The 18,778-nt window shown below is 72.0% G+C and carries 18 protein-coding genes; 10 read left to right on the top strand and 8 right to left on the bottom strand.

From position 1 onward, the window contains the following. Nucleotides 1–56 precede the first annotated feature (56 nt). Nucleotides 57–899 (bottom strand): MurR/RpiR family transcriptional regulator, encoded by an 843-nt coding sequence (locus ACFY3I_RS37780; protein WP_390865491.1) that lies wholly within the window; start codon nt 897–899, stop codon nt 57–59. Then, nucleotides 896–2,374, bottom strand: a complete 1,479-nt coding sequence (locus ACFY3I_RS37775) for an aromatic amino acid ammonia-lyase (RefSeq protein ID WP_365284449.1) — start codon at nt 2,372–2,374, stop codon at nt 896–898. Before ACFY3I_RS37775 ends, ACFY3I_RS37780 begins: the two co-directional genes overlap by 4 nt. Nucleotides 2,375–2,545: 171 nt before the next feature. Here ACFY3I_RS37775 and ACFY3I_RS37770 point away from each other — a divergent pair, with 171 nt between their 5' ends. From ACFY3I_RS37770 to ACFY3I_RS37745, 6 genes are all read left to right on the top strand, one after another. Next, complete coding sequence (locus tag ACFY3I_RS37770; RefSeq protein WP_390865490.1) at nt 2,546–3,583, top strand: ABC transporter ATP-binding protein; 1,038 nt, start codon at nt 2,546–2,548, stop codon at nt 3,581–3,583. Beyond that, nucleotides 3,580–4,221: an ABC transporter permease gene (locus tag ACFY3I_RS37765; protein WP_351320847.1), complete on the top strand. Its 642-nt coding sequence runs from the start codon at nt 3,580–3,582 to the stop codon at nt 4,219–4,221. The genes ACFY3I_RS37770 and ACFY3I_RS37765 overlap by 4 nt, the downstream gene beginning before the upstream one ends. Before the next feature lies 1 nt (nt 4,222). Next, the gene (locus ACFY3I_RS37760) at nt 4,223–4,885 is read left to right on the top strand and encodes an ABC transporter permease (protein ID WP_365284453.1); all 663 of its coding nucleotides are present in this window, start codon (nt 4,223–4,225) and stop codon (nt 4,883–4,885) included. Nucleotides 4,886–4,896: 11 nt separating this feature from the next. Beyond that, nucleotides 4,897–5,826, top strand: coding sequence for an ABC transporter substrate-binding protein (locus tag ACFY3I_RS37755; RefSeq protein WP_390865489.1), 930 nt, complete (start codon nt 4,897–4,899; stop codon nt 5,824–5,826). 147 nt (nt 5,827–5,973) lie between these two features. After that, nucleotides 5,974–6,663, top strand: a complete 690-nt coding sequence (locus ACFY3I_RS37750) for a carbonic anhydrase (protein ID WP_390865488.1) — start codon at nt 5,974–5,976, stop codon at nt 6,661–6,663. A gap of 72 nt (nt 6,664–6,735) precedes the next feature. Further along, the gene (locus ACFY3I_RS37745) at nt 6,736–7,149 is read left to right on the top strand and encodes a hypothetical protein (protein ID WP_365284459.1); all 414 of its coding nucleotides are present in this window, start codon (nt 6,736–6,738) and stop codon (nt 7,147–7,149) included. A gap of 375 nt (nt 7,150–7,524) precedes the next feature. On the opposite strand, the gene ACFY3I_RS37740 is transcribed toward ACFY3I_RS37745, so the two are convergent. Then, a complete protein-coding gene (locus ACFY3I_RS37740) occupies nt 7,525–8,916 on the bottom strand; it encodes a cystathionine beta-synthase (RefSeq protein WP_365284461.1) in 1,392 nt (463 codons plus the stop codon). A gap of 149 nt (nt 8,917–9,065) precedes the next feature. Here ACFY3I_RS37740 and ACFY3I_RS37735 point away from each other — a divergent pair, with 149 nt between their 5' ends. The 3 genes from ACFY3I_RS37735 to ACFY3I_RS37725 all read left to right on the top strand — a co-directional run bounded on the left by ACFY3I_RS37735 (nt 9,066) and on the right by ACFY3I_RS37725 (nt 12,635). After that, the gene (locus tag ACFY3I_RS37735; RefSeq protein WP_390865487.1) at nt 9,066–10,121 is read left to right on the top strand and encodes an SGNH/GDSL hydrolase family protein; all 1,056 of its coding nucleotides are present in this window, start codon (nt 9,066–9,068) and stop codon (nt 10,119–10,121) included. A 225-nt stretch (nt 10,122–10,346) separates the two neighbouring features. Then, complete coding sequence (locus ACFY3I_RS37730; RefSeq protein ID WP_365284465.1) at nt 10,347–11,567, top strand: acetyl-CoA C-acetyltransferase; 1,221 nt, start codon at nt 10,347–10,349, stop codon at nt 11,565–11,567. Between the two features lie 273 nt (nt 11,568–11,840). Further along, a complete protein-coding gene (locus ACFY3I_RS37725) occupies nt 11,841–12,635 on the top strand; it encodes a hypothetical protein (RefSeq protein WP_390865486.1) in 795 nt (264 codons plus the stop codon). Nucleotides 12,636–12,819: 184 nt separating this feature from the next. Here the strand turns inward: ACFY3I_RS37725 and ACFY3I_RS37720 are convergent, their stop codons facing one another. Beyond that, nucleotides 12,820–13,131: a hypothetical protein gene (locus tag ACFY3I_RS37720; protein ID WP_390865485.1), complete on the bottom strand. Its 312-nt coding sequence runs from the start codon at nt 13,129–13,131 to the stop codon at nt 12,820–12,822. Nucleotides 13,132–13,249: 118 nt separating this feature from the next. On the opposite strand from ACFY3I_RS37720, the gene ACFY3I_RS37715 reads away from it, so the two are divergent. After that, nucleotides 13,250–13,480, top strand: coding sequence for a DUF4287 domain-containing protein (locus ACFY3I_RS37715; protein WP_365284471.1), 231 nt, complete (start codon nt 13,250–13,252; stop codon nt 13,478–13,480). Between the two features lie 93 nt (nt 13,481–13,573). On the opposite strand, the gene ACFY3I_RS37710 is transcribed toward ACFY3I_RS37715, so the two are convergent. The 4 genes from ACFY3I_RS37710 to ACFY3I_RS37695 form a co-directional block, all read right to left on the bottom strand. Then, on the bottom strand, nt 13,574–14,431 hold the full coding sequence (locus ACFY3I_RS37710) for a Bax inhibitor-1/YccA family protein (protein WP_390865484.1): 858 nt from the start codon (nt 14,429–14,431) through the stop codon (nt 13,574–13,576). A gap of 147 nt (nt 14,432–14,578) precedes the next feature. Next, nucleotides 14,579–15,805, bottom strand: coding sequence for a 4-hydroxybenzoate 3-monooxygenase (locus ACFY3I_RS37705; protein ID WP_390865483.1), 1,227 nt, complete (start codon nt 15,803–15,805; stop codon nt 14,579–14,581). A gap of 212 nt (nt 15,806–16,017) precedes the next feature. After that, entirely contained in the window at nt 16,018–16,695 is a 678-nt protein-coding gene (locus ACFY3I_RS37700) for a hypothetical protein (RefSeq protein ID WP_390865482.1), read from the bottom strand. A gap of 70 nt (nt 16,696–16,765) precedes the next feature. Continuing rightward, a complete protein-coding gene (locus ACFY3I_RS37695; protein WP_390865481.1) occupies nt 16,766–18,685 on the bottom strand; it encodes a hypothetical protein in 1,920 nt (639 codons plus the stop codon). Between the last annotated feature and the right edge of the window lie 93 nt (nt 18,686–18,778).

The following is an 18,778-nucleotide window of genomic DNA, read 5'->3' as shown; positions in this document are numbered from 1 at the left end:
TAGGGCGGGACGCTAACCGGGGAACGTGAGACGAGTCTTAAAGCCGGCCGCCCGGGCTATTCGACGAACAGCCCCCGGGCCGCCGCGCGCGCGTCGAACTCCTCCAGACGGGCCTGCGCGTCCGGCAGGTCGTCCGCCATCGCCTCCAGGAGCACGCGGCCCAGCAGCATCGGCGCGCACGCCGTGTCGAAGGCGAGCCCGGTGCCGACGGCGGCGGGCAGCAGCAGGTCGGAGACCTTGGCGACGGGCGCGAAGGCGGAGTCGGCGACGGTCACCACGGTCAGCCCGGCCGCCTTGGCGTAGCCCAGGGTGTCCACCACCTCGCGCGGGTGCCGGGGCAGCGCGAAGCACAGCAGTGCCGTGGCGCCCGCCCGCAGGGCCGCGTCGATACGGTCGTGGATCATCGTGCCGCCCTCGTCGAGCAGCCGGACGTCCGGGTGCACCTTGGCGGCGAAGTAGGCGAAGCCGTAGGCCTGCGAGGCGGCGGCGCGCAGGCCGAGCACCGGCAGCGGCCGGGACGCGGCCAGCACCCGGCCGGCCTGCTGGACCGGGCGCGGGTCGGCGAGCATCTCCGCGAGGTGCCGCAGGTTCTCGATCTCGGCCTCGACGGCCTGCTGGTACTCGTTGTACGACCCGTTGCCCGCCGCCTGTTCGGCGGGGACGACCTCGCGCAGGTGCTTGCGCAGCGCCGGGTAGCCGTCGAAGCCGAGGGCGACCGCGAACCGGGTCACGGACGGCTGGCTGACCCCTGCCAGTTCGGCCAGCTCCACGCTGGACAGGAACGGCACGTCGGCGGCGCGCCGCACCATGCTGTGCGCGATGCGCCGCTGGGTCGGCGTGAGCCGGTGCCCCTCGAAGAGCGCCTGCAACCGTGTCGCAGGGCTGTCGGTCACGTTCATGACGTGCTCCCCCTCCAGATGTCCGTGAACCGGTCGAGCAGTCCGGCCGCCGCCGTGACGTCGTCCGTGAGCGGCCGGTCGGCCGGGTCCGCCTCCAGCACCGCCTCGGCGAGGTCCAGCGCCACGCCCACCCCCAGCCCGGGTTCGGGCCGGAGTTCGCGCTGGCGCAGAGCCCGTACCGCGGCGACGAGTTCGCAGCCGACCACCAGACGGTACGCACGGCAGGCGCGCAGCGTTTGACGGGCGGCGAGCGAGGCGAAACTGGCCTGCTCCTCGACGCCTCGGGAGAGTACAGCGTGCCCGAGGGAGGCGGGCGCGGAGAAGGCGCGCAGATCACCGAGGGCGGCGCCGGCCGCGTACTCCAGGATCATCACGCCGGAGGAGGCGGCCTCCTGGTCGGCGAGGAAGGGCCGCAGGCGGGTGAAGGCGGGTTCGTTGAGGGAGGAGAGCCGGGAGGTGGACAGGCGTGCGACCTGGGTGACGGCGAGCCGGAAGTGGTCGAGCGCGAGGGCGAGTTGGGCCTGGTAGAAGCCGCCGTGGTGGTAGGCGGCCAGGTCCGCGGCCGAGATGAGGGGGTTCTCGGCGGCCGCGTTGATCTCGACGGCGAGGACCTGCTCCAGGGCGTCGGCGGCGTCGTGGGCCGGGCCGTGGATCTGGGGCAGGCAGCGGAAGCCGTACGGGTCCTGGATCCGGCCGAGCGGCGGGGTCGGCCGGTCGGCGGCGCCGATCAGCTCCCGCATCCGGCGGGCGACCTCGACGCTGCCCCGGTGCGGGCGGGCCGCGTGCACGGGTGCCGCGTACGCCTCGTGGGAGCCGTCGACGGCGAGCAGGGACAGCGCGGCCACCACCTGGGTGGCCTCGATCAGGCCGCGCAGTTCGTGCAGGGCGAGCGCCGACTGGCCGAGGGTGAGGGCGTTGCTGCTGATCAGGGCGAGGGCGTCGTTGTTGTCGAGGGGCTGGGGATCGGGCGCCTTCTCGCCGCGCCAGGGGTGTTCCCCGGCCAGCGCGAGCCCTACCTGGGCCAGCGCGGCGATGTCCCCGGTGCCGACCGAGCCGAATTCGTTGACGACCGGGTGGGCGCCCGACTCCAGCGCCTCGCACAGGGCGGTGACGACGGTGGGCCTGAGCCCCGCGCCGCCCGCCAGCAGCTGGTTGGCCCGCACCGCGAGCATCGCGCGCACCTGCCGGGCGGGCAGTTCCTCGCCGATCGCCCCGGCGTGGCTGCGCAGCAACCGCAGTCCGTGCCCGGCGGCGGCCTCGGTGGGCACGTCCTCGTTGCGGTTGGCGCCGACGCCGGTGGAGCGGCCGTAGACGCGGCCGGTGGCGGCGATCTGCCGGGCGGCGTTCCAGGACTCCTCGGTGCGCCGCATCGCGTCCGTGCCGGGGACCGGCCGGGCGGCGCCGTCGGCGAGCCGTACGACGTCCTCGACGCCCATTCCGATGCCGTCGAGGATCACCAGGCCGGAAGGTTCCATTCCGGGTGCGTCCACGATACGAGACGACAACAAGCCCAAACTCCCCTCAATCCGGACAGTCGGTCTTGCGTTGCGGTCATCCGTTACCTCGGATTAACGCCAGACCGTTGACAAGCTATTCACCTAGGAAGAACTCTGCATGACGTTATACAGCCGGGCAAGGGACATCTCATGATCCAGTTCGACGCGGTCCACAAGCGCTTCCCCAACGGCACGACAGCAGTCCACGACCTCTCCCTGGAGATGCCGGAAGGCGGTGTGACCGTCCTGGTCGGCTCCTCCGGCTGCGGCAAGACCACCACCCTGCGAATGATCAACCGGATGGTGGACCCCACCTCCGGCACCATCCGGGTCGGCGGCAAGGACGTCCTGGAACAGGACGCGGCCGAACTGCGCCGCTCCATCGGCTACGTCATCCAGCAGGCGGGGCTCTTCCCGCACCGCACGGTGCTCGACAACGTCGCCACCGTCCCGCTGCTGCTCGGCTGGAACCGGAAGAGGGCCCGCGCCCGCGCCGCCGAACTCCTGGAGACCGTCGGACTGGCCGCGGACTCCGGCAAGCGGTACCCGCACCAGCTCTCCGGTGGCCAGCAGCAGCGCGTCGGCGTGGCCCGCGCCCTCGCCGCCGACCCGCCGGTCCTGCTGATGGACGAGCCGTTCGGCGCGGTCGACCCGGTGGTCCGCGCCCAACTCCAGGATGAACTGCTGCGACTCCAGAAGGAGTTGAGCAAGACCATCGTCTTCGTCACGCACGACATCGACGAGGCGGTCCGGCTCGGCGACCGGATCGCGGTCTTCCGCACCGGCGGCCACCTGGTCCAGTGCGCGCCGCCCGCCGAACTGCTGGCCCGCCCCGCCGACGACTTCGTGGCCGACTTCCTGGGCGCCGAGCGCGGGCTGAAGCTGCTGTCGCTGAGGACCCTGGCCGGCCTTCCGCAGGGCCCGGTGCCGGAGGGCGGCGCGTGGACCCTCGTACGCGACCCGGCGGGCAAGCCGCTGCACTGGGCGTCCGAGGACGCCGAACTCCCCCTGCGGCCGCTCAGCGACGGCGACTCCCTGCTGGCCGCGCTCGACGAGTCCCTCGCCTCCCCCACCGGCCTGGTGGCCCGCGTCGACGCGGACGGCGTCCTCACCGGCGTCTCGTCCCGCGACGACATCCACGCGCACGCCGGCCGGGCGCACACCGAGGCCCGGACGGTGGCCGCATGACCATCGACTGGTCGTGGATAGGCGGCCACACCGACGACCTCACCAGCCTGACGCTCTCCCACCTCCAGGCGGCGATGACCGCGGTCCTCCTCGGCCTGCTGATCTCGCTCCCGCTCGCGGTCCTCGCCCACCGGGTCCGCCCGCTGCGCGGGTTCCTGCTCGGCCTGTCCAACGTGCTCTTCACGATCCCCTCGATCGCGATCTTCGTACTGCTGCTGCCGGTCAGCGGCCTGACCCGCACCACCACCGTCATCGGACTCACCGTCTACACGCTGGTCGTGCTGCTGCGGAACACCGTCGAGGGCCTGGACTCGGTCCCCGCGAAGACCAAGGAGGCGGCGAAGGCGATGGGCACCCGCCCGCTGCGCACCCTCCTCACGGTCGAACTCCCGCTGGCCCTCCCGGTGATCATGGCGGGCGTCCGGATCGCCACGGTCATGTCCATCTCGCTGGTGAGCGTCGCCACCTACATCGGTGACGGCGGCCTCGGCCAGCTCTTCACCGACGGCTTCCAGCGCGACTTCCCGACCCCGGTGATCGCGGGCGTGGTGCTCACCATCCTGCTCGCCGTGGTCGCCGACGCCCTGCTGGTGGCCCTCCAGTACGTCCTCACCCCGTGGCGCAGGAGGCGAGCCTGAGATGTACGAGCTGTTCAAGAACCTCGGCACCTGGCTGACCAGCGGCTCCCAGTGGGCCGGCCCGGACGGCATCGCCCACCGGCTCGCCGAGCACCTCCAGTACTCGCTGCTCGCGACCCTGATCGCCGCCGCGATCGGCCTGCCGATCGGCCTGCTCATCGGGCACACCGGCAGGGGCGCGTTCGTCGCCATCAACCTGGCGTCCTTCGGCCGCGCGCTGCCCACCGTCGGCCTGGTCGTCCTGGTCTTCCTGGCCGGCGGCCTGTCGATGCTCCCGGTGTACGTGGCGCTGGTCGCCCTCGCCGTGCCGGCCATCGTCACCAACACCTACGCCGGTATGACGGCCGTCGACCCGGACGTCCGCGACGCCGCCCGCGGCCAGGGCATGCGCGGCCACCAGGTCCTCTTCCACGTCGAGCTGCCGCTGGCGCTGCCCCTGATCATGACGGGCCTGCGCCTCGCGCTCATCCAGGTCGTGGCCACCGCGACCATCGCCGCCTACGTCTCCTTCGGCGGCCTCGGCCGCTACGTCTTCGACGGACTCGCCCAGCGCGACCTCGTCCAGGTGCTCGGCGGCGCGGTGCTCGTCGCGGTCGTCGCCATCGCCCTGGACCTGCTGCTGAGCGGCCTCCAGCGCTTCCTCTTCCGCCACCGCACTGCCTAGGGAACCCGAAGATGAACCGTCGTACCCTCCTCGGTGGCCTGCTCGCCGCCGGATCCGTCCCCGCCCTCGCCGCCTGCTCCGGCGGCATCACCTCCCTGAACGAGAGCAGCGGCTCGGCCGCGGGCGGCGGCTCCAGCAAGGGCGGGATCACCATCGGCACCGCCAACTTCACCGAGAACCAGGTGCTCGGCTACCTCTACGCGGCCGCCCTCAAGGCCGCCGGCGTCAAGGTGAAGGTCCGCCCCAACCTCGGCACCCGGGAGATCGTGATCCCCGCGCTCAAGGCCGGCGACATCGACCTGCTGCCCGAGTACCAGGGCGCCCTCCTCAACTACCTGGCCCCGAAGGACACCTCGGCGGACCCGGGCACCATGCAGAACGCGCTGGCGATGGCCCTGCCCGCCGGCCTCCAGGTGCTGCCGTACGGGCAGGCCGCCGACTCCGACTGCTTCGTCGTCACCAGGGCGACGGCGCAGAAGTACGGTCTGGCCTCGCTGGCCGACCTCGCCGAGCAGAACGGCCGGCTGGTCATCGGGGCCGCGCCCGAGGTGAAGAAGCGCCGGGTGGGCGCGGTCGGGCTGCAGGAGGTGTACGGCGTCCGGTTCAAGGAGTTCAAGTCGCTGGACTCGGACGGCCCGCTGGTCAAGGGCGCCCTGAAGAAGGGCGACGTGGACGTGGCGAACCTCTTCACCACCGACACCGACATCGCGGCCAACGGCTGGGTGGTGCTGGGCGACCCGAAGAACCTGGTCCCCAGCCAGCACATCGTGCCGCTGATCGCCGACCGCAAGGCCGACTCCACGGTCCGCAAGGCCCTCGCCCGGCTCGGCAACCTCCTCACCACCGAACAGCTCACCGAGCTGAACAGCCAGGTGGACAACGACAAGAAGGACCCGGAGGACGTGGCGGACGCGTACGCGGAGCAGCACGGGCTGGTCTGATCACGAAGCCGTATCGCATGATCGATGAGCCGCTGACGGAAGCACCAAATATCCGCAAACAGACACGCGGAGTGACGGTGCGTGTGCTTACGGTGATGATGTGCCAACAGCACCGCACCTGACCTCTGTGAACTCTGAGGAAGCGTCATGGCCTCGAACCGCAGGGCCTTTCTGACCGCCACCGCAACCGCCACCGCGACCGCAGCCGGCGCCCTGGCCGTCGTCCCCGCCCAGGCGACGGCCGGCACCGGCCGGCCGACCGCTCCGCCCGCCACCGCGAGCGCCGCGCTGGCCGAACTCCTCGCCGGCAACCGGCGGTACGCGGCCGGCCGGCCGCGCCGCCCGCGGGACGTCGTCGGCCGGCGCCGGCTGCTGGCCGGCGGTCAGCACCCGTTCGCCGCCGTCCTCGGCTGCATCGACTCCCGGGTCGCCCCCGAGCTGGTCTTCGACCAGGGCCTCGGCGACCTGCTGTGCATAAGGACGGCCGGACAGGTGCTGGACGAGGCCGTGCTCGGTTCCCTCCAGTACGGCGTGGAGGAGCTGCGCGTCCCGCTGGTCCTGGTGCTCGGCCACGAGCGCTGCGGGGCCGTCGCCGCCACCCTCGGCCGGCTGCGCACCGGCGCGGCCGTCCCCGGCCACCTGGAACTCCTCGTCGGGGAGATCACCCCGGCCGCCCGCCGCACCAGGGCGCTGCCCGGCGACTGGGCCGAGCACACCATGCGGGCGCACACGGCATGGGTGCGGGACGCGATCCGCACGGACCCCGCGTTCGCGGCGGCCTCGGTGGTGGCGGCCCGGTTCGACCTGGACAGCGGGCTGGTGTCGCTGCTGCCCTGAAGGCGGACCCCCGGAGAATTGCGGGGGCTAACCCCAGTGCGCGGGGCGGCCGGGCTCCCTACCGTGGGCTCCATGACGGACGCCCGTGACACCGACCTGAAGAAGGAACTCGACGCCACCCTGCACGCCCGCAGGGACCTGGGGCCCGAGTACGAGTCGGAACTGGCCGACTCCTTCATCGAGAAGATCGACCAGCGCATCGACGGCGCGGTCGAACGCAGGCTGCGCAGGGCCCTGGCCGAGCAGCAGATGCAGCACGCCCGGGGTTCGCGCGGCGGCGCCAAGGGCAGCGACTCCTGGGGCGAGCGCTTCGGCTTCGGGATCGTGTCGCTGGTGCTGGCGATCCCGCTGTCGGCGATCGGCGGCGGCGTCGCACACCTGCCGGGACTGATCGCCGCCTGGGTGGGCATCGTCGGCATCAACGTGGCGCAGGCCGTCCGCGTCAACCCCGGCATGTTCGGCCGCCGCGACCGGGACGAGCTCTGACGGACCCGGCTCCGCCGGGTAGGGCTCCGGCCCGCCCGGGGTGCCGGGAGAAGTGGTGCGCGGGGACCGCCGCACCCCCGTTGCCGGGGGGCGGGACGACGGCGGTCCCCGCGAGGGACGCGAGCCGGGTCAGGGCCGGGCTTGCACGTCCGGGCGTCCATGGAGGTCCGGGAGCCGCTCCGGAGGTCCTTGGACGTTCGGTGCCGGCCCGGGCGGGGAGCCGCTCCCGCCCTGCCGACATCCACCAATGTGCCGGAGCCGTGTTAAGCGTGTGCTGCGCGGACGTGACACGCTCGTACCACTTCCGCGAAGTCCACCGCTCGGACAGGGAACGGCAGGTTCCCCGGCGCCGCGGCCGGTTCACCGGACGTTTCGCTAGTGCTTGCCGCCCTTGGCGAGAAACGCCAGCAGGTCCTGCCGGCTGACGACTCCCTTGGGCTTGCCCTCGACGAGGACGATCGCCGCGTCCGCCCCGCCCAGCACCGACATCAGGTCGCCGACCGGCTCGCCGGAGCCGACCTGCGGCAGCGGCGCGCTCATGTGCTTCTCCAGCGGGTCCTCCAGGGACGCCCGCTTGCTGAACAGCGCGTCGAGCAGTTCCCGTTCGACGACCGAGCCGACGACCTCGGCCGCCATCACGTCCGGGTGCCCGGCGCCGGGCTTGACGACCGGCATCTGCGAGACGCCGTACTCGCGCAGCACCTCGATGGCCTCCCCGACGGTCTCCTCCGGGTGCATGTGGACGAGGGACGGGATGGAGCCGCCGGCCTTGTCGCTGAGCACGTCGGCGACGCGGGCGCTCGTGCCCTCGTCCTCCAGGAAGCCGTAGTCGGCCATCCACTCGTCGTTGAAGATCTTGCTGAGGTAGCCGCGGCCGCTGTCCGGCAGCAGCACGACGACGACGTCGTCCGGGCCGAGCCGCTCGGCCACGCGCAGCGCGGCCACGACCGCCATGCCGCAGGAACCGCCGACCAGCAGGCCCTCCTCCTTGGCCAGGCGCCGGGTCATCTGGAAGGAGTCCTTGTCGGACACCGCGACGATCTCGTCGGCGACCGTCCGGTCGTAGGCGGTGGGCCAGAAGTCCTCGCCGACGCCCTCGACCAGGTACGGGCGGCCGGACCCGCCGGAGTACACGGAGCCCTCCGGGTCGGCGCCGACGACCTGCACGCGGCCGTCACTGGCGTCCTTCAGGTAGCGGCCGGTGCCGGAGATGGTGCCGCCGGTGCCCACGCCCGCCACGAAGTGCGTGATCCTCCCGTCCGTCTGCTCCCACAGCTCGGGGCCGGTCGAGTGATAGTGCGAAAGGGGGTTGTTCGGGTTGGAGTACTGGTCCGGCTTCCAGGCGCCGGGGGTCTCCCGGACCAGCCGGTCGGAGACGTTGTAGTACGAGTCCGGGTGCTCGGGATCGACGGCGGTCGGGCAGACCACGACCTCGGCGCCGTACGCGCGCAGCACGTTGATCTTGTCGGTGCTGACCTTGTCCGGGCACACGAAGATGCACTTGTACCCCTTCTGCTGGGCCACGATCGCGAGCCCGACCCCGGTGTTTCCGCTGGTCGGCTCGACGATGGTGCCGCCGGGCAGGAGCTCCCCGCTCTTCTCGGCGGCCTCGATCATCCGCAGGGCGATGCGGTCCTTCACGGAACCGCCCGGGTTGAAGTACTCGACCTTGGCGAGCACGGTGGCCTGGATGCCCTGGGTGACGCTGTTGAGCCTCAGCAGCGGGGTGTTGCCGACGAGGCTGATCATCGAGTCGTGGAATCGCACCGTTGTCTCCGGTTGCTTGCAAAAGGTGTGGTCCTGGTGGTGCCGCCAGCCTAAGGCCCGCTTCGGAGGTTCACTCCCCGTTGAGATTGACGCACGGCCTGTACGGGGCAAGGAGTGGATGAGCGGCAACGAGGAGGTGGCGGCGACGTATGTCGAGCATGTCTAGGGCGCGGGTGGCCCGCCGGATCGCGGCCGGGGCGGCGTACGGCGGAGGCGGGATCGGGCTGGTCGGCGCGGCCGCGGTGGGCGTGGTGCTGGCCGAGGTGCGGATGGCCAGGACGGCGGTGGGCAACGGCAACAGCGGCGGTCGGGTCCCGGTCGCGGACGGCCGCTACGGCGACGTGTACGGCACCGGTGAGGCGCCGCTGCGCCTGACCATGCTCGGCGACTCCACGGCGGCGGGACAGGGCGTGCACCGGGCCGCGCAGACCCCGGGCGCGCTGCTCGCGTCGGGCCTCGCGGCGGTGGCCGAACGCCCGGTCGAGTTCACCAACGTGGCCCTGCCCGGCGCCCAGTCCGACGACCTGGACCGGCAGGTGGCGCTGGTCCTGGGCGCGGCCTCACCGGTCCCCGACGTCTGCGTGATCATGATCGGCGCCAACGACGTCACCCGCCGCATGCCGCCGACCCGTTCGGTGCGCCATCTGTCCGCGGCGGTGCGCCGGCTGCGCACGGCCGGCGCGGAGGTGGTCGTCGGCACCTGTCCCGACCTGGGCACGATCGAGCCGGTACGGCAGCCGTTGCGCTGGCTGGCCCGGCGGGCCTCACGCCAGCTGGCGGCGGCCCAGACCATCGGCACGGTGGAGCAGGGCGGACGCACGGTGTCGCTGGGCGACCTGCTGGGCCCCGAGTTCGCGGCGAACCCCCGCGAGCTGTTCGGCCCCGACAGCTACCACCCCTCCGCGGAGGGGTACGCCACCGCGGCGATGGCGGTGCTCCCCACGGTCTGCGCGGCCCTCGGCCTGTGGCCGGCGGACGAGGAGCGCCCGGACGTCACCCGCCGCGAGGGTTTCCTGCCGGTGGCCCGTGCGGCGGCGGAGGCGGCGGCGGAGGCCGGCACGGAGGTCACGGCGGCGATGCCGACCGGGCCGCGCGGACCGTGGGCGCTGTTGAAGCGGCGCCGGCGCCGGCAGGTCGAGCCGGCCGGCCTCACCGACGACCCGGCGTCCGCGGAGGCGAGGTCGAGGGCGGGTACGTCCGAGTAGGGGCCGGTGGACTGTGCGCGCGTTCTCGGGTGCGGCACCGTCGTGGCTGGTCGCGCAGTTCCCCGCGCCCCTTACGGGGCGCTGCACAGCTGCACCCCCGGACCCAGCCAAGCAAGCGCTTAGAAAGTGCGGCCAGTGTCACACGCCGACACCCGTGACCGATGCCATACGTACGGGTAACTTCCCAAGCACCCCTGCCAACCCCCTTGCCAATGGAGCCGTGAGATGCCCGAAGCCGTCATCGTCTCGACCGCCCGTTCCCCGATCGGCCGCGCCGTCAAGGGCTCCCTGAAGGACCTGCGCCCCGACGACCTCACCGCGACGATCATCCAGGCCGCCCTCGCCAAGGTCCCCGAGCTGGACCCGAAGGACATCGACGACCTGATGCTCGGCTGCGGCCTCCCCGGCGGCGAGCAGGGCTACAACCTCGGCCGGATCGTCGCCGTGCAGATGGGCATGGACCACCTCCCCGGCTGCACGATCACCCGCTACTGCTCCTCCTCCCTCCAGACCAGCCGCATGGCGCTGCACGCCATCAAGGCCGGCGAGGGCGACGTGTTCATCTCAGCCGGTGTCGAGACGGTCTCCCGCTTCGTCAAGGGCAGCTCCGACGGCCTCCCGGACACCACCAACCCGGTCTTCGCCGAGGCCCAGGCCCGTACCGCCGCCACCGCCCAGTCCACCGGCTCCACCTGGCACGACCCGCGCGAGGACGGCCTGGTCCCCGACCCCTACATCGCGATGGGCCAGACCGCCGAGAACCTGGCCAGGATCAAGGGCGTCACCCGTCAGGACATGGACGAGTTCGGCGTCCGCTCGCAGAACCTCGCCGAGGAGGCCATCAAGAACGGCTTCTGGGAGCGCGAGATCACCCCGGTGACCCTCCCCGACGGCACGGTCGTCAGCAAGGACGACGGTCCGCGGGCCGGCGTCACCATGGAGGGCGTGGCCGGCCTGAAGCCGGTGTTCCGCCCCGACGGCCTGGTGACCGCCGGCAACTGCTGCCCGCTGAACGACGGCGCGGCCGCGGTGATCATCATGTCCGACACCAAGGCGCGCGAGCTCGGCCTCACCCCGCTCGCCCGGATCGTGTCGACCGGCGTCACCGGCCTCTCCCCCGAGATCATGGGCCTCGGCCCGGTGGAGGCCTCGCGGCAGGCCCTGCGCCGCGCCGGCCTGACCGTCGACGACATAGACCTGTTCGAGATCAACGAGGCGTTCGCCGCCCAGGTGATCCCCTCCTACCGCGACCTGGACATCCCGCTGGAGAAGCTCAACGTGAACGGCGGCGCGATCGCCGTCGGCCACCCCTTCGGCATGACCGGCGCCCGCATCACCGGCACCCTCATCAACTCCCTGCAGTTCCACGACAAGCAGTTCGGCCTGGAGACGATGTGCGTCGGCGGCGGCCAGGGCATGGCGATGGTCATCGAGCGCCTCAGCTGAGCCACTGAGTGACCGTCACGGGACCTACCGTGACGCGGCGGCCCGGTGTTCGAGAAAACCCCGAACACCGGGCCGATTTGTGATCCAATCTCCCCCAGGATGTGACCTATCTCCCTCCGGGGGCATGTCGCAGCAGGTCAGCGCCATCGTCAAGGCATACCCACGGGTCAAAGTCCTGTCCGTTTCGTGACGTTACGCACTGACAGCTTGATAGTCCACCCTTCAAGCTGATGTAGGAAGTCGGGGGGTCGACTTTGAACCGGGAGTACGTCAGTGAGCGCCATGCCGATCGCCTTGCTGCTCACCACGGCCGCCACGGGCGCCGTGGGCGTCGCTGTCCTGCGCACCGTGATGAAGCTGCGCCGTCAGGTCGCCGAGCTGCACACCCAGCTTGCCCAGAACCAGGCCGCCGCGATGCGCGCGCTGCTGCCGGCCGCGCGCAGCCACGCGGACACCGACCAGATACGCGCCGCCGTGGCCGAGGCGCTGGCCGAGGAGCGGGAGCGGGAGCTGGCGGAGGCGCGGGCCTTCTGGGCCGCGCAGGAGACGCGTGACGCCTCCGACACGCCTTCGCTGCTGGGCCTCGCGGACGGGGAGCCGTTCCTGCCCCGGCACAGCGACTTCGTGGGCCTGGAACCGGTCACCGAGCAGTCGGCGGACGCCGACGACTTCGCGGGGGGCGCCGCCACCGAGTCGCCGGAGCTGGCCGCGGCCCGTCGCCGGCACCCGTCCCACCCGGACTTCGTACCGGTGCAGTCGCCGGTGGTGAACGACCACGAGCGCACGGTCGCGACGCTGGAGCAGCTGGCCGAGTCCCAGGTCGAGCTCTCCGACGTGCGACCGGGGCCGCTGGGCACGCTGGACGTCTACGTCTTCGCCGACGGCACGACGCTGTGCATGACTCCGGGGCACCGGGAGACGGCGGAACGGCTGGCCGCCGCGCTGAACGACGGCGTGACGCCGTACCTGCTGGGCGGGTCGGGGATCTCCGGCGCCTACACGCTGACGTTCGCGTGCGGCGAGGAGAACGTGTACATCCTGGCGGACCGGGTCATAGCGTCGCTGTGAGCGCGGTGCGTGTCCGGGTGCGGGTGCGATGTGGCCGGCCGCGCAGTTCCCCGCGCCCCTGAAGGGGCGCTCGGCGCAACGCCCGTCTTTCAGGGGCGCCGGGGTGCCCCCGGCCGAAGGCTGGGGGAGGAACTGCGCGACCGGCCACGACGGCGCCGCACCCGGCGACACGCCTTCGCGGCCCTCACACCCCCGCCTTCTTCTGCGCCTCCTCCACCAGACGGACCGCGTCGCCGACCTCGGCGTCGCTCTCCAGGACCACCGCCAGGTCGTTCCCGGCCACCGTGATCTGGTCGGCGACCGCGAACATCCCCGCGTCCGGCATCTCCCGGGCCTCGCCGCCCGGCTCCTCGACATCCTGCGCCCAGTTGGCCAACTGCCTGGCCAGCGCCAGCGCCTCCGCGGCCGCTCCCCTCTGCAGCCGACTCTGCGGCGCCGCCCTCAACTTGTCGGCGAAGTGCTCCACGGCACGGGTAAGAGGCGTCGTATCAACCACGCCGTGAGCGTAACGCCTGCCGTCGGCCGTCCTGTCCCGACTGTTGCCAACACGCCAACACTCAGGCACGGTGACGTGAAGGACCGGCTACAACCCCCTTTGCGCACCGGAGGCGCCGATGTCCCAAGTCTTCTCCGAGGAGACCCATCGCAACATGCTCGCCCGCATCCCCCATTGCACCGGTCGTGAAGTGTCCGACTGGTTGCGTACCGTCGCCGAAGGCCCCTCCCTCTTCCGCTTCGAGGAGAAGGTCAGCTGGCTCCGCCACGAGCACAATCTCGCGTACGGCCACGCGAAGGCGTTGGTCCACGAGTACGACCTGAGAAGGGCCGCGCGAAAACTGCTCTAGGCCCGCACGGACGACGAAGGGCCCCGGGGGGTGCCCCGGGGCCCTTCTCGGTCATCCGGCTCGGCCGTCAGGCTCGGTGGTCCGGCCGGTCGGCTAGTCCCTGCTGAAGATCGCCACCAGGCGCAGCATCTCGACGTAGATCCACACCAGCGTCAGGGTGAGGCCGAACGCGGCCAGCCAGGCCTCGTTCTTCGGGGCGCCGTAGGCGATGCCGTCCTCGATCTGCTTGAAGTCGAGGGTCAGGAAGAACGCGCCGAGCAGGATCGCGATGATGCCGACGATCGCACCGAGCGGACCGAAGCTGCGCAGTCCGCCGTCGTCGGCGACACCGAACGCCACCAGCAGCAGGTTGACCGCCATGACCACCACGAAGGCGATGGCGATGGACATGCCGATGCGGGCGTAGCGGGCGGTGACGCGGATCCAGCCGGCCTTGTAGACCAGCAGGGTCGCGCCGGTGACCGCCATGGTGCCGAGCACCGCCTGGAACGGGGCGCCGCTCCACCGGCTGTTGTACATCTCGCTGATCACGCCGAGGAAGACACCCTCGAAGGCCGCGTATCCCAGGATCAGCGCGGGTACGGGGGTGCGCTTGAAGCTCTGGATCAGGGCCAGGACCATCGCCACGATCGCCGAGCCGACGGCCAGGCCGTAGCTGGTGGTGGAGACCGGCAGCAGGGCCCAGGCGAGGGCCGCGCCGACGGCGACCGTGCCCAGGGTCATGGCCGAGCGCAGGACCACGTCGTCCATGGTCATCCGGCCGGTGGTGGCCGGGGCCTGCGGCGGGGCGCCCTGCTGGACGTCCTGCTGGGCGTAGGGGTTGTTCGCGTACGGGTTCTGCGCGTACGGGTTGCCCTGTGCGTACCCGGCCTGCGGCGCGGTGTTGAAGCCCGCGTAGCCGTTGTCGCGGCTGAACCCCCGTCGCGAGAAGACCGGGTTACTGCTCCTCATTTCACTCCTCCATGGCCACCTCGCGTGGCCTTGGCATCAAGAGTAATGGATTGGCAAAAGAACGACCCTCGTACTTGGGGAGGATCTTTCTCTCGTCGTGCTGCGCAACACGCTACGCGGACCCCTCATTCCCGGCCATGGAGGGCTTCATTCCATGACCGGGCCGCGACCTGACCGGAACCGGCCGGAGATGCCTCGGACGTCCAGGGGGAAGCCCGTGTACGCCTCCGCCAGGTCGGTCCCGGCGGCCCGGCCGGACGCGATCCGCTCGAGCCGGGCCAGCTGGAGCCGGGCGTCGAAGGGCGTGTCGTCGGGACCGCGGTGCATCAGGGTCGTCATGTCGTACGAGAACCGTTCGGCCTGCCAGACCCGGCGCAGGCAGGTCGCCGAGTAGGTCTCCAGGAGTTCGGACGAGCCCGTGTCCCGCTCGTGGGTGAGGGCGCGGGCCAGGGTGACCACGTCGCCGACGGCGAGGTTCAGCCCCTTGGCCCCGGTCGGCGGCACGATGTGCGCGGCGTCCCCGGCGAGGAAGACCCGGCCGTGCCGCATGGGCTCGTGGACGTAGGACCGCATGGGGGTGACCGACTTCTGGGTGATCGGCCCGCGCTCCAGACGCCAGGCGTCGCCGGTCTCCAGACGCCGCTCCAGCTCGTCCCAGACGGCCTCGTCGCTCCACTGCCCGGCGTCCGTACCGGCCGGCACCTGGAGGTAGAGGCGGGAGACGGACGGGGAGCGCATGGACAGGAGGGCGAAGCCGCGGTCGTGGCGGGCGTAGACCAGCTCGTCGTGGGAGGGGGCGACGTCGGCCAGGACGCCCAGCCAGGCGTAGGGGTAGGCGCGTTCGAAGACCTGGGAGAGGGCCGCGGGGAACACGCCGCGGGTCACGCCCCGGAAGGCGTCGCAGCCGGCGACGTACGCGCACTCCAGCACCTCCTCCCGCCCCTCGTGCCGGAACCGCACCCGCGGCCGCTCGCTCTCGGCGCCCTCCACCGCCAGGGCCTCCGCCCCGAAGAGCAGCGGGCCGCCCTCCTTGAGCTGGAGGGCGATCAGGTCCTTGCAGACCTCGGTCTGGGCGTAGACCGTCACGGACCGCCCGCCGGTCAGTCCCGGGAAGTCCACGCGGTGGCGGTGCCCGGCGAACCGCAGCTCGACGCCGTCGTGGCGCAGGCCCTCGCGGTCCATCCGCTCCCCGGCGCCGGCCGCGCGCAGTACGTCCACGGTGCCCTGTTCCAGGATCCCGGCGCGCTGGCGGTGTTCCACGTAGGAGCGGTCGCGGCTCTCCAGGACGACCGAGTCGATGCCCGCGTTGTGCAGCAGCCGGGCGAGCAGGAGCCCGGCGGGCCCGGCTCCGATGATGCCGACGGTGGTGCGCATCGGTCGTTCCTTCCCGGGCTGGGGCCGATTCGGGAGGCACTGTTCGCCTGGTGAGACTCGCTTCACCTTGCCGCGCGAGAGTCTCCGTCCGCGTCCGTCCCCTGTCAATGTCCCCTGTCGACGTGCGCCGGCACGCGCGGCCGGCCGCCCGGCCCACCGGAGGCGGTGGTGGTCGGGGCGGCCGGTGGGCGGAGCGGCGGGGCGGGCCGGGGTCAGCGGCGGCCCGGCCAGCCGTCCAGGTGGCGGTGCATGGTGACGTCCTTGCGCGGGTCGCCCTTCGGGGCGTTCGCGACCGCGTCGTGCAGGATCGTGGTCACCTCGGCGGCCAGCCCGTCGGCCTTCGTGCGCAGGTCGTCGGCGGGCAGCGTGGAGCGGCTCAGCGCGTCGAGCCGGCGGTGGATGTCGGCGAGCTTGCCCCGCGCGGCCTTGTCGAGCAGCAGCGGGTTGGGCGTGGCCACCACGAACTGGTAGGCACCGGCCAGGGTCTGGCAGCCCGTGCACTCCTTGTTGGCGGCGTCGCTGAGGTTCACCGCGTTCAGCCGGGTGTGCTCCCCGGCGATCGTGACGATCTGGAAGGACAGCGCCACCGAACGGCAGTGGTCGTCCGCCGAGCAGCCGGCCGAGACGGCGTTGGCCTGGTTGCGTACGGCGGCGGCGTTGACCTTGCCGAACTGACGGATCGTGAACGAGTCGCGGACCTGGGTGTGGTGGCCCCGGTCGGCGTGGGTGAAGACGTGGTCGGAGGCGAACGCGGCGTGCGGCATGGCGGTGGCCGCCTGCGCGGGCAGGGCGGTGGCCGCGCCGGCGACCCCGGCGGCGAACAGGCCTATCCGGACGGCCCGCCGGGTGAGCGGACCTGAGGCCGTACGTGGTTTCCGGTGACTGCTCATGGATGCTCCAGTGCTTCGGTGCTTCTGCGGTGGATGGTTCGGCGGCCGTACCACGGCCCGTGGCCGCTCGTCAGGACGAGACCGGCGCGGGGGGTGACGTGGGCGGGTCGCTGTCCGGCGGCGGTGACGTGCTGGGCGCCGGGGACTCCGGGACGCTCGCCGACGGCGAGAGCGACGGTTCGGGCTCCGGCGCCCCGGTCCCGTCGGACGGCGAGGGCACCGGATCGGCGGCCGTTCCCCCGCTGGACGGCACCGGCGACCTGGAGGCACCCGTGCCGGAGTCACCGGACGCCGACGCGGACGGCGACGCCGAGGCGGTCGCCTCCCGCGAGGACTCCGTCGGCGTGGGCCCCGGACTCCCACCGGGCGAGTCGTCCTGGGCACCGGCCGCCGGGTCCGACGGGTCGCCGGAACCCGCCTGCCGGTCCGGCGTGTCGGCCTGGCGGGCCGGCGGGGCCTCGGTCGGCACCCCCGGCTGCAGGATCGGCGCGATCGGCGGCTGCTTCGGCAGCGGCTTCGGGGTGACGCCGGACATCCACGCGTAGCTGAGACCGGTGAGGCCGGCGAGAGCGAGCGCGCAGATGACGAGCCGCAGCTTCGGCCGCCCGTCCGTGGTCCGTTTCGCCGCCCGGAAGATCCGCCCGCCGATCTTCACGGACAGGTAGACGACACCGGCCATCGGGCACAGCAGCATCAGGCTGCCGATGGTCCCGACCAGCCCCTCGACGATCTTCCCGTCCACGAACGCCGAGCCGGTGCCGACGAGTTGTTCGGTCAGGGAACGGACCATGGTGGTGAGGATCCGCGGCAGGTTCCACAGCGCGTACCCGAGTTCGCCGATGATCAGCGGGACCATCGTGAGCACCCAGGTGGCGACGATGGTGCGCGCCGACTTCTTCAGCCCGGCGACCTCCTCGCGGGACTTGTCCCCCCGGGGCCCCGGCACCAGTGACAGCAGGATCGGCTTGATCTTGCCGTACAGGTCCGGGACGCCGGCCAGGTCGCCGAGGATGTAGTAGCCGTCCAGCCGTACGGCCGGCATCAGCTGTTCCAGGATCTCGAAGTGTCCGAGGTAGACCGTGGCCAGGAAGAACTGCGCCCCGGTGGCGAAGTAGGCACCGGCCATGGCCAGCATGAAGACGATGTTGAAGTAGACGCCGCCGAGGTCGGTCCGGAGCCGGCCGGCCCGGCCGATCCGGTAGACGTCGGTGACGTCGGTGTACATCGAGGGCCAGATGAGGAAGAGCCCGCACCCGATGCAGCCGGGGCGGGCTCCGCCGTATCTGCACGCCGAGGCGTGGCCGAACTCGTGGAAGACGAGGGAGGCCACGGTGAGCACGAAGACGACGAGGATCAGGACGGGCTGGTCGAGCACCTGGAGGACGGGTTCTATCGCCCCGAAGAAGCCGAACAGCCATACGTCCATGGCGACGACCGAGGCCAGCACCAGGGCCACCACCACCGGTCGGTGCAGCCAGGCCAGCGAGCGGGCGATCTTCGCCGTACGCCGCTCGTTGAAGATCACCCGGTGGCCCTTGAGGGCGAGCAGCAGGTCGGAGCGCGGGGCGTCGACCTCGTCGTCCTCCTGGCCCTCCGGGACCGTCACGCCGAGCGGTTCGAGCTTCTTCTCGACGAGGAAGCGGATGTTCTCCCCGCTGACCTCGCGGCCGAAGCGGGCGCTGACCCGGTGGGCGATGGCCTCGGTGTCGCGCACACCGTCGACCGAGGACGCCACCAGGTACAGCAGTCTGGACAGCTGCACGACCTGCCCGTCCCCCCGACGGGCGATGTACTTGGGCTCGGTGAATCCCGAACCCTGGTACTCGCCGTGCAGTTTCAGTCCCGCGCTCAGCCTCGGAACCGGCGCCGGCGGGTCCACCACCGGCAGGTTGCCCGTCGCGACCTGCTCGTAGGTGACCGGCCAGCCGCCGGGTCCGGGCACCGGGCCCGTGTCGTACAGTGCGGCGGACCCGTCTCCGAGCACCGTCATGTGTGGTCTCCCCCCGGATCCCGCATGCAGTTCCCCCCCTTGGCGCCAGGTCGGCGCCGGCCGCGAGCGCCACCGCCGGGGCGACGGCGGTGG

It is taken from the genome of Streptomyces sp. NPDC001068 (genome assembly GCF_042897315.1).
GTDB lineage: Bacteria > Actinomycetota > Actinomycetes > Streptomycetales > Streptomycetaceae > Streptomyces.
This window is presented reverse-complemented; position numbering and strand designations above follow the sequence as displayed.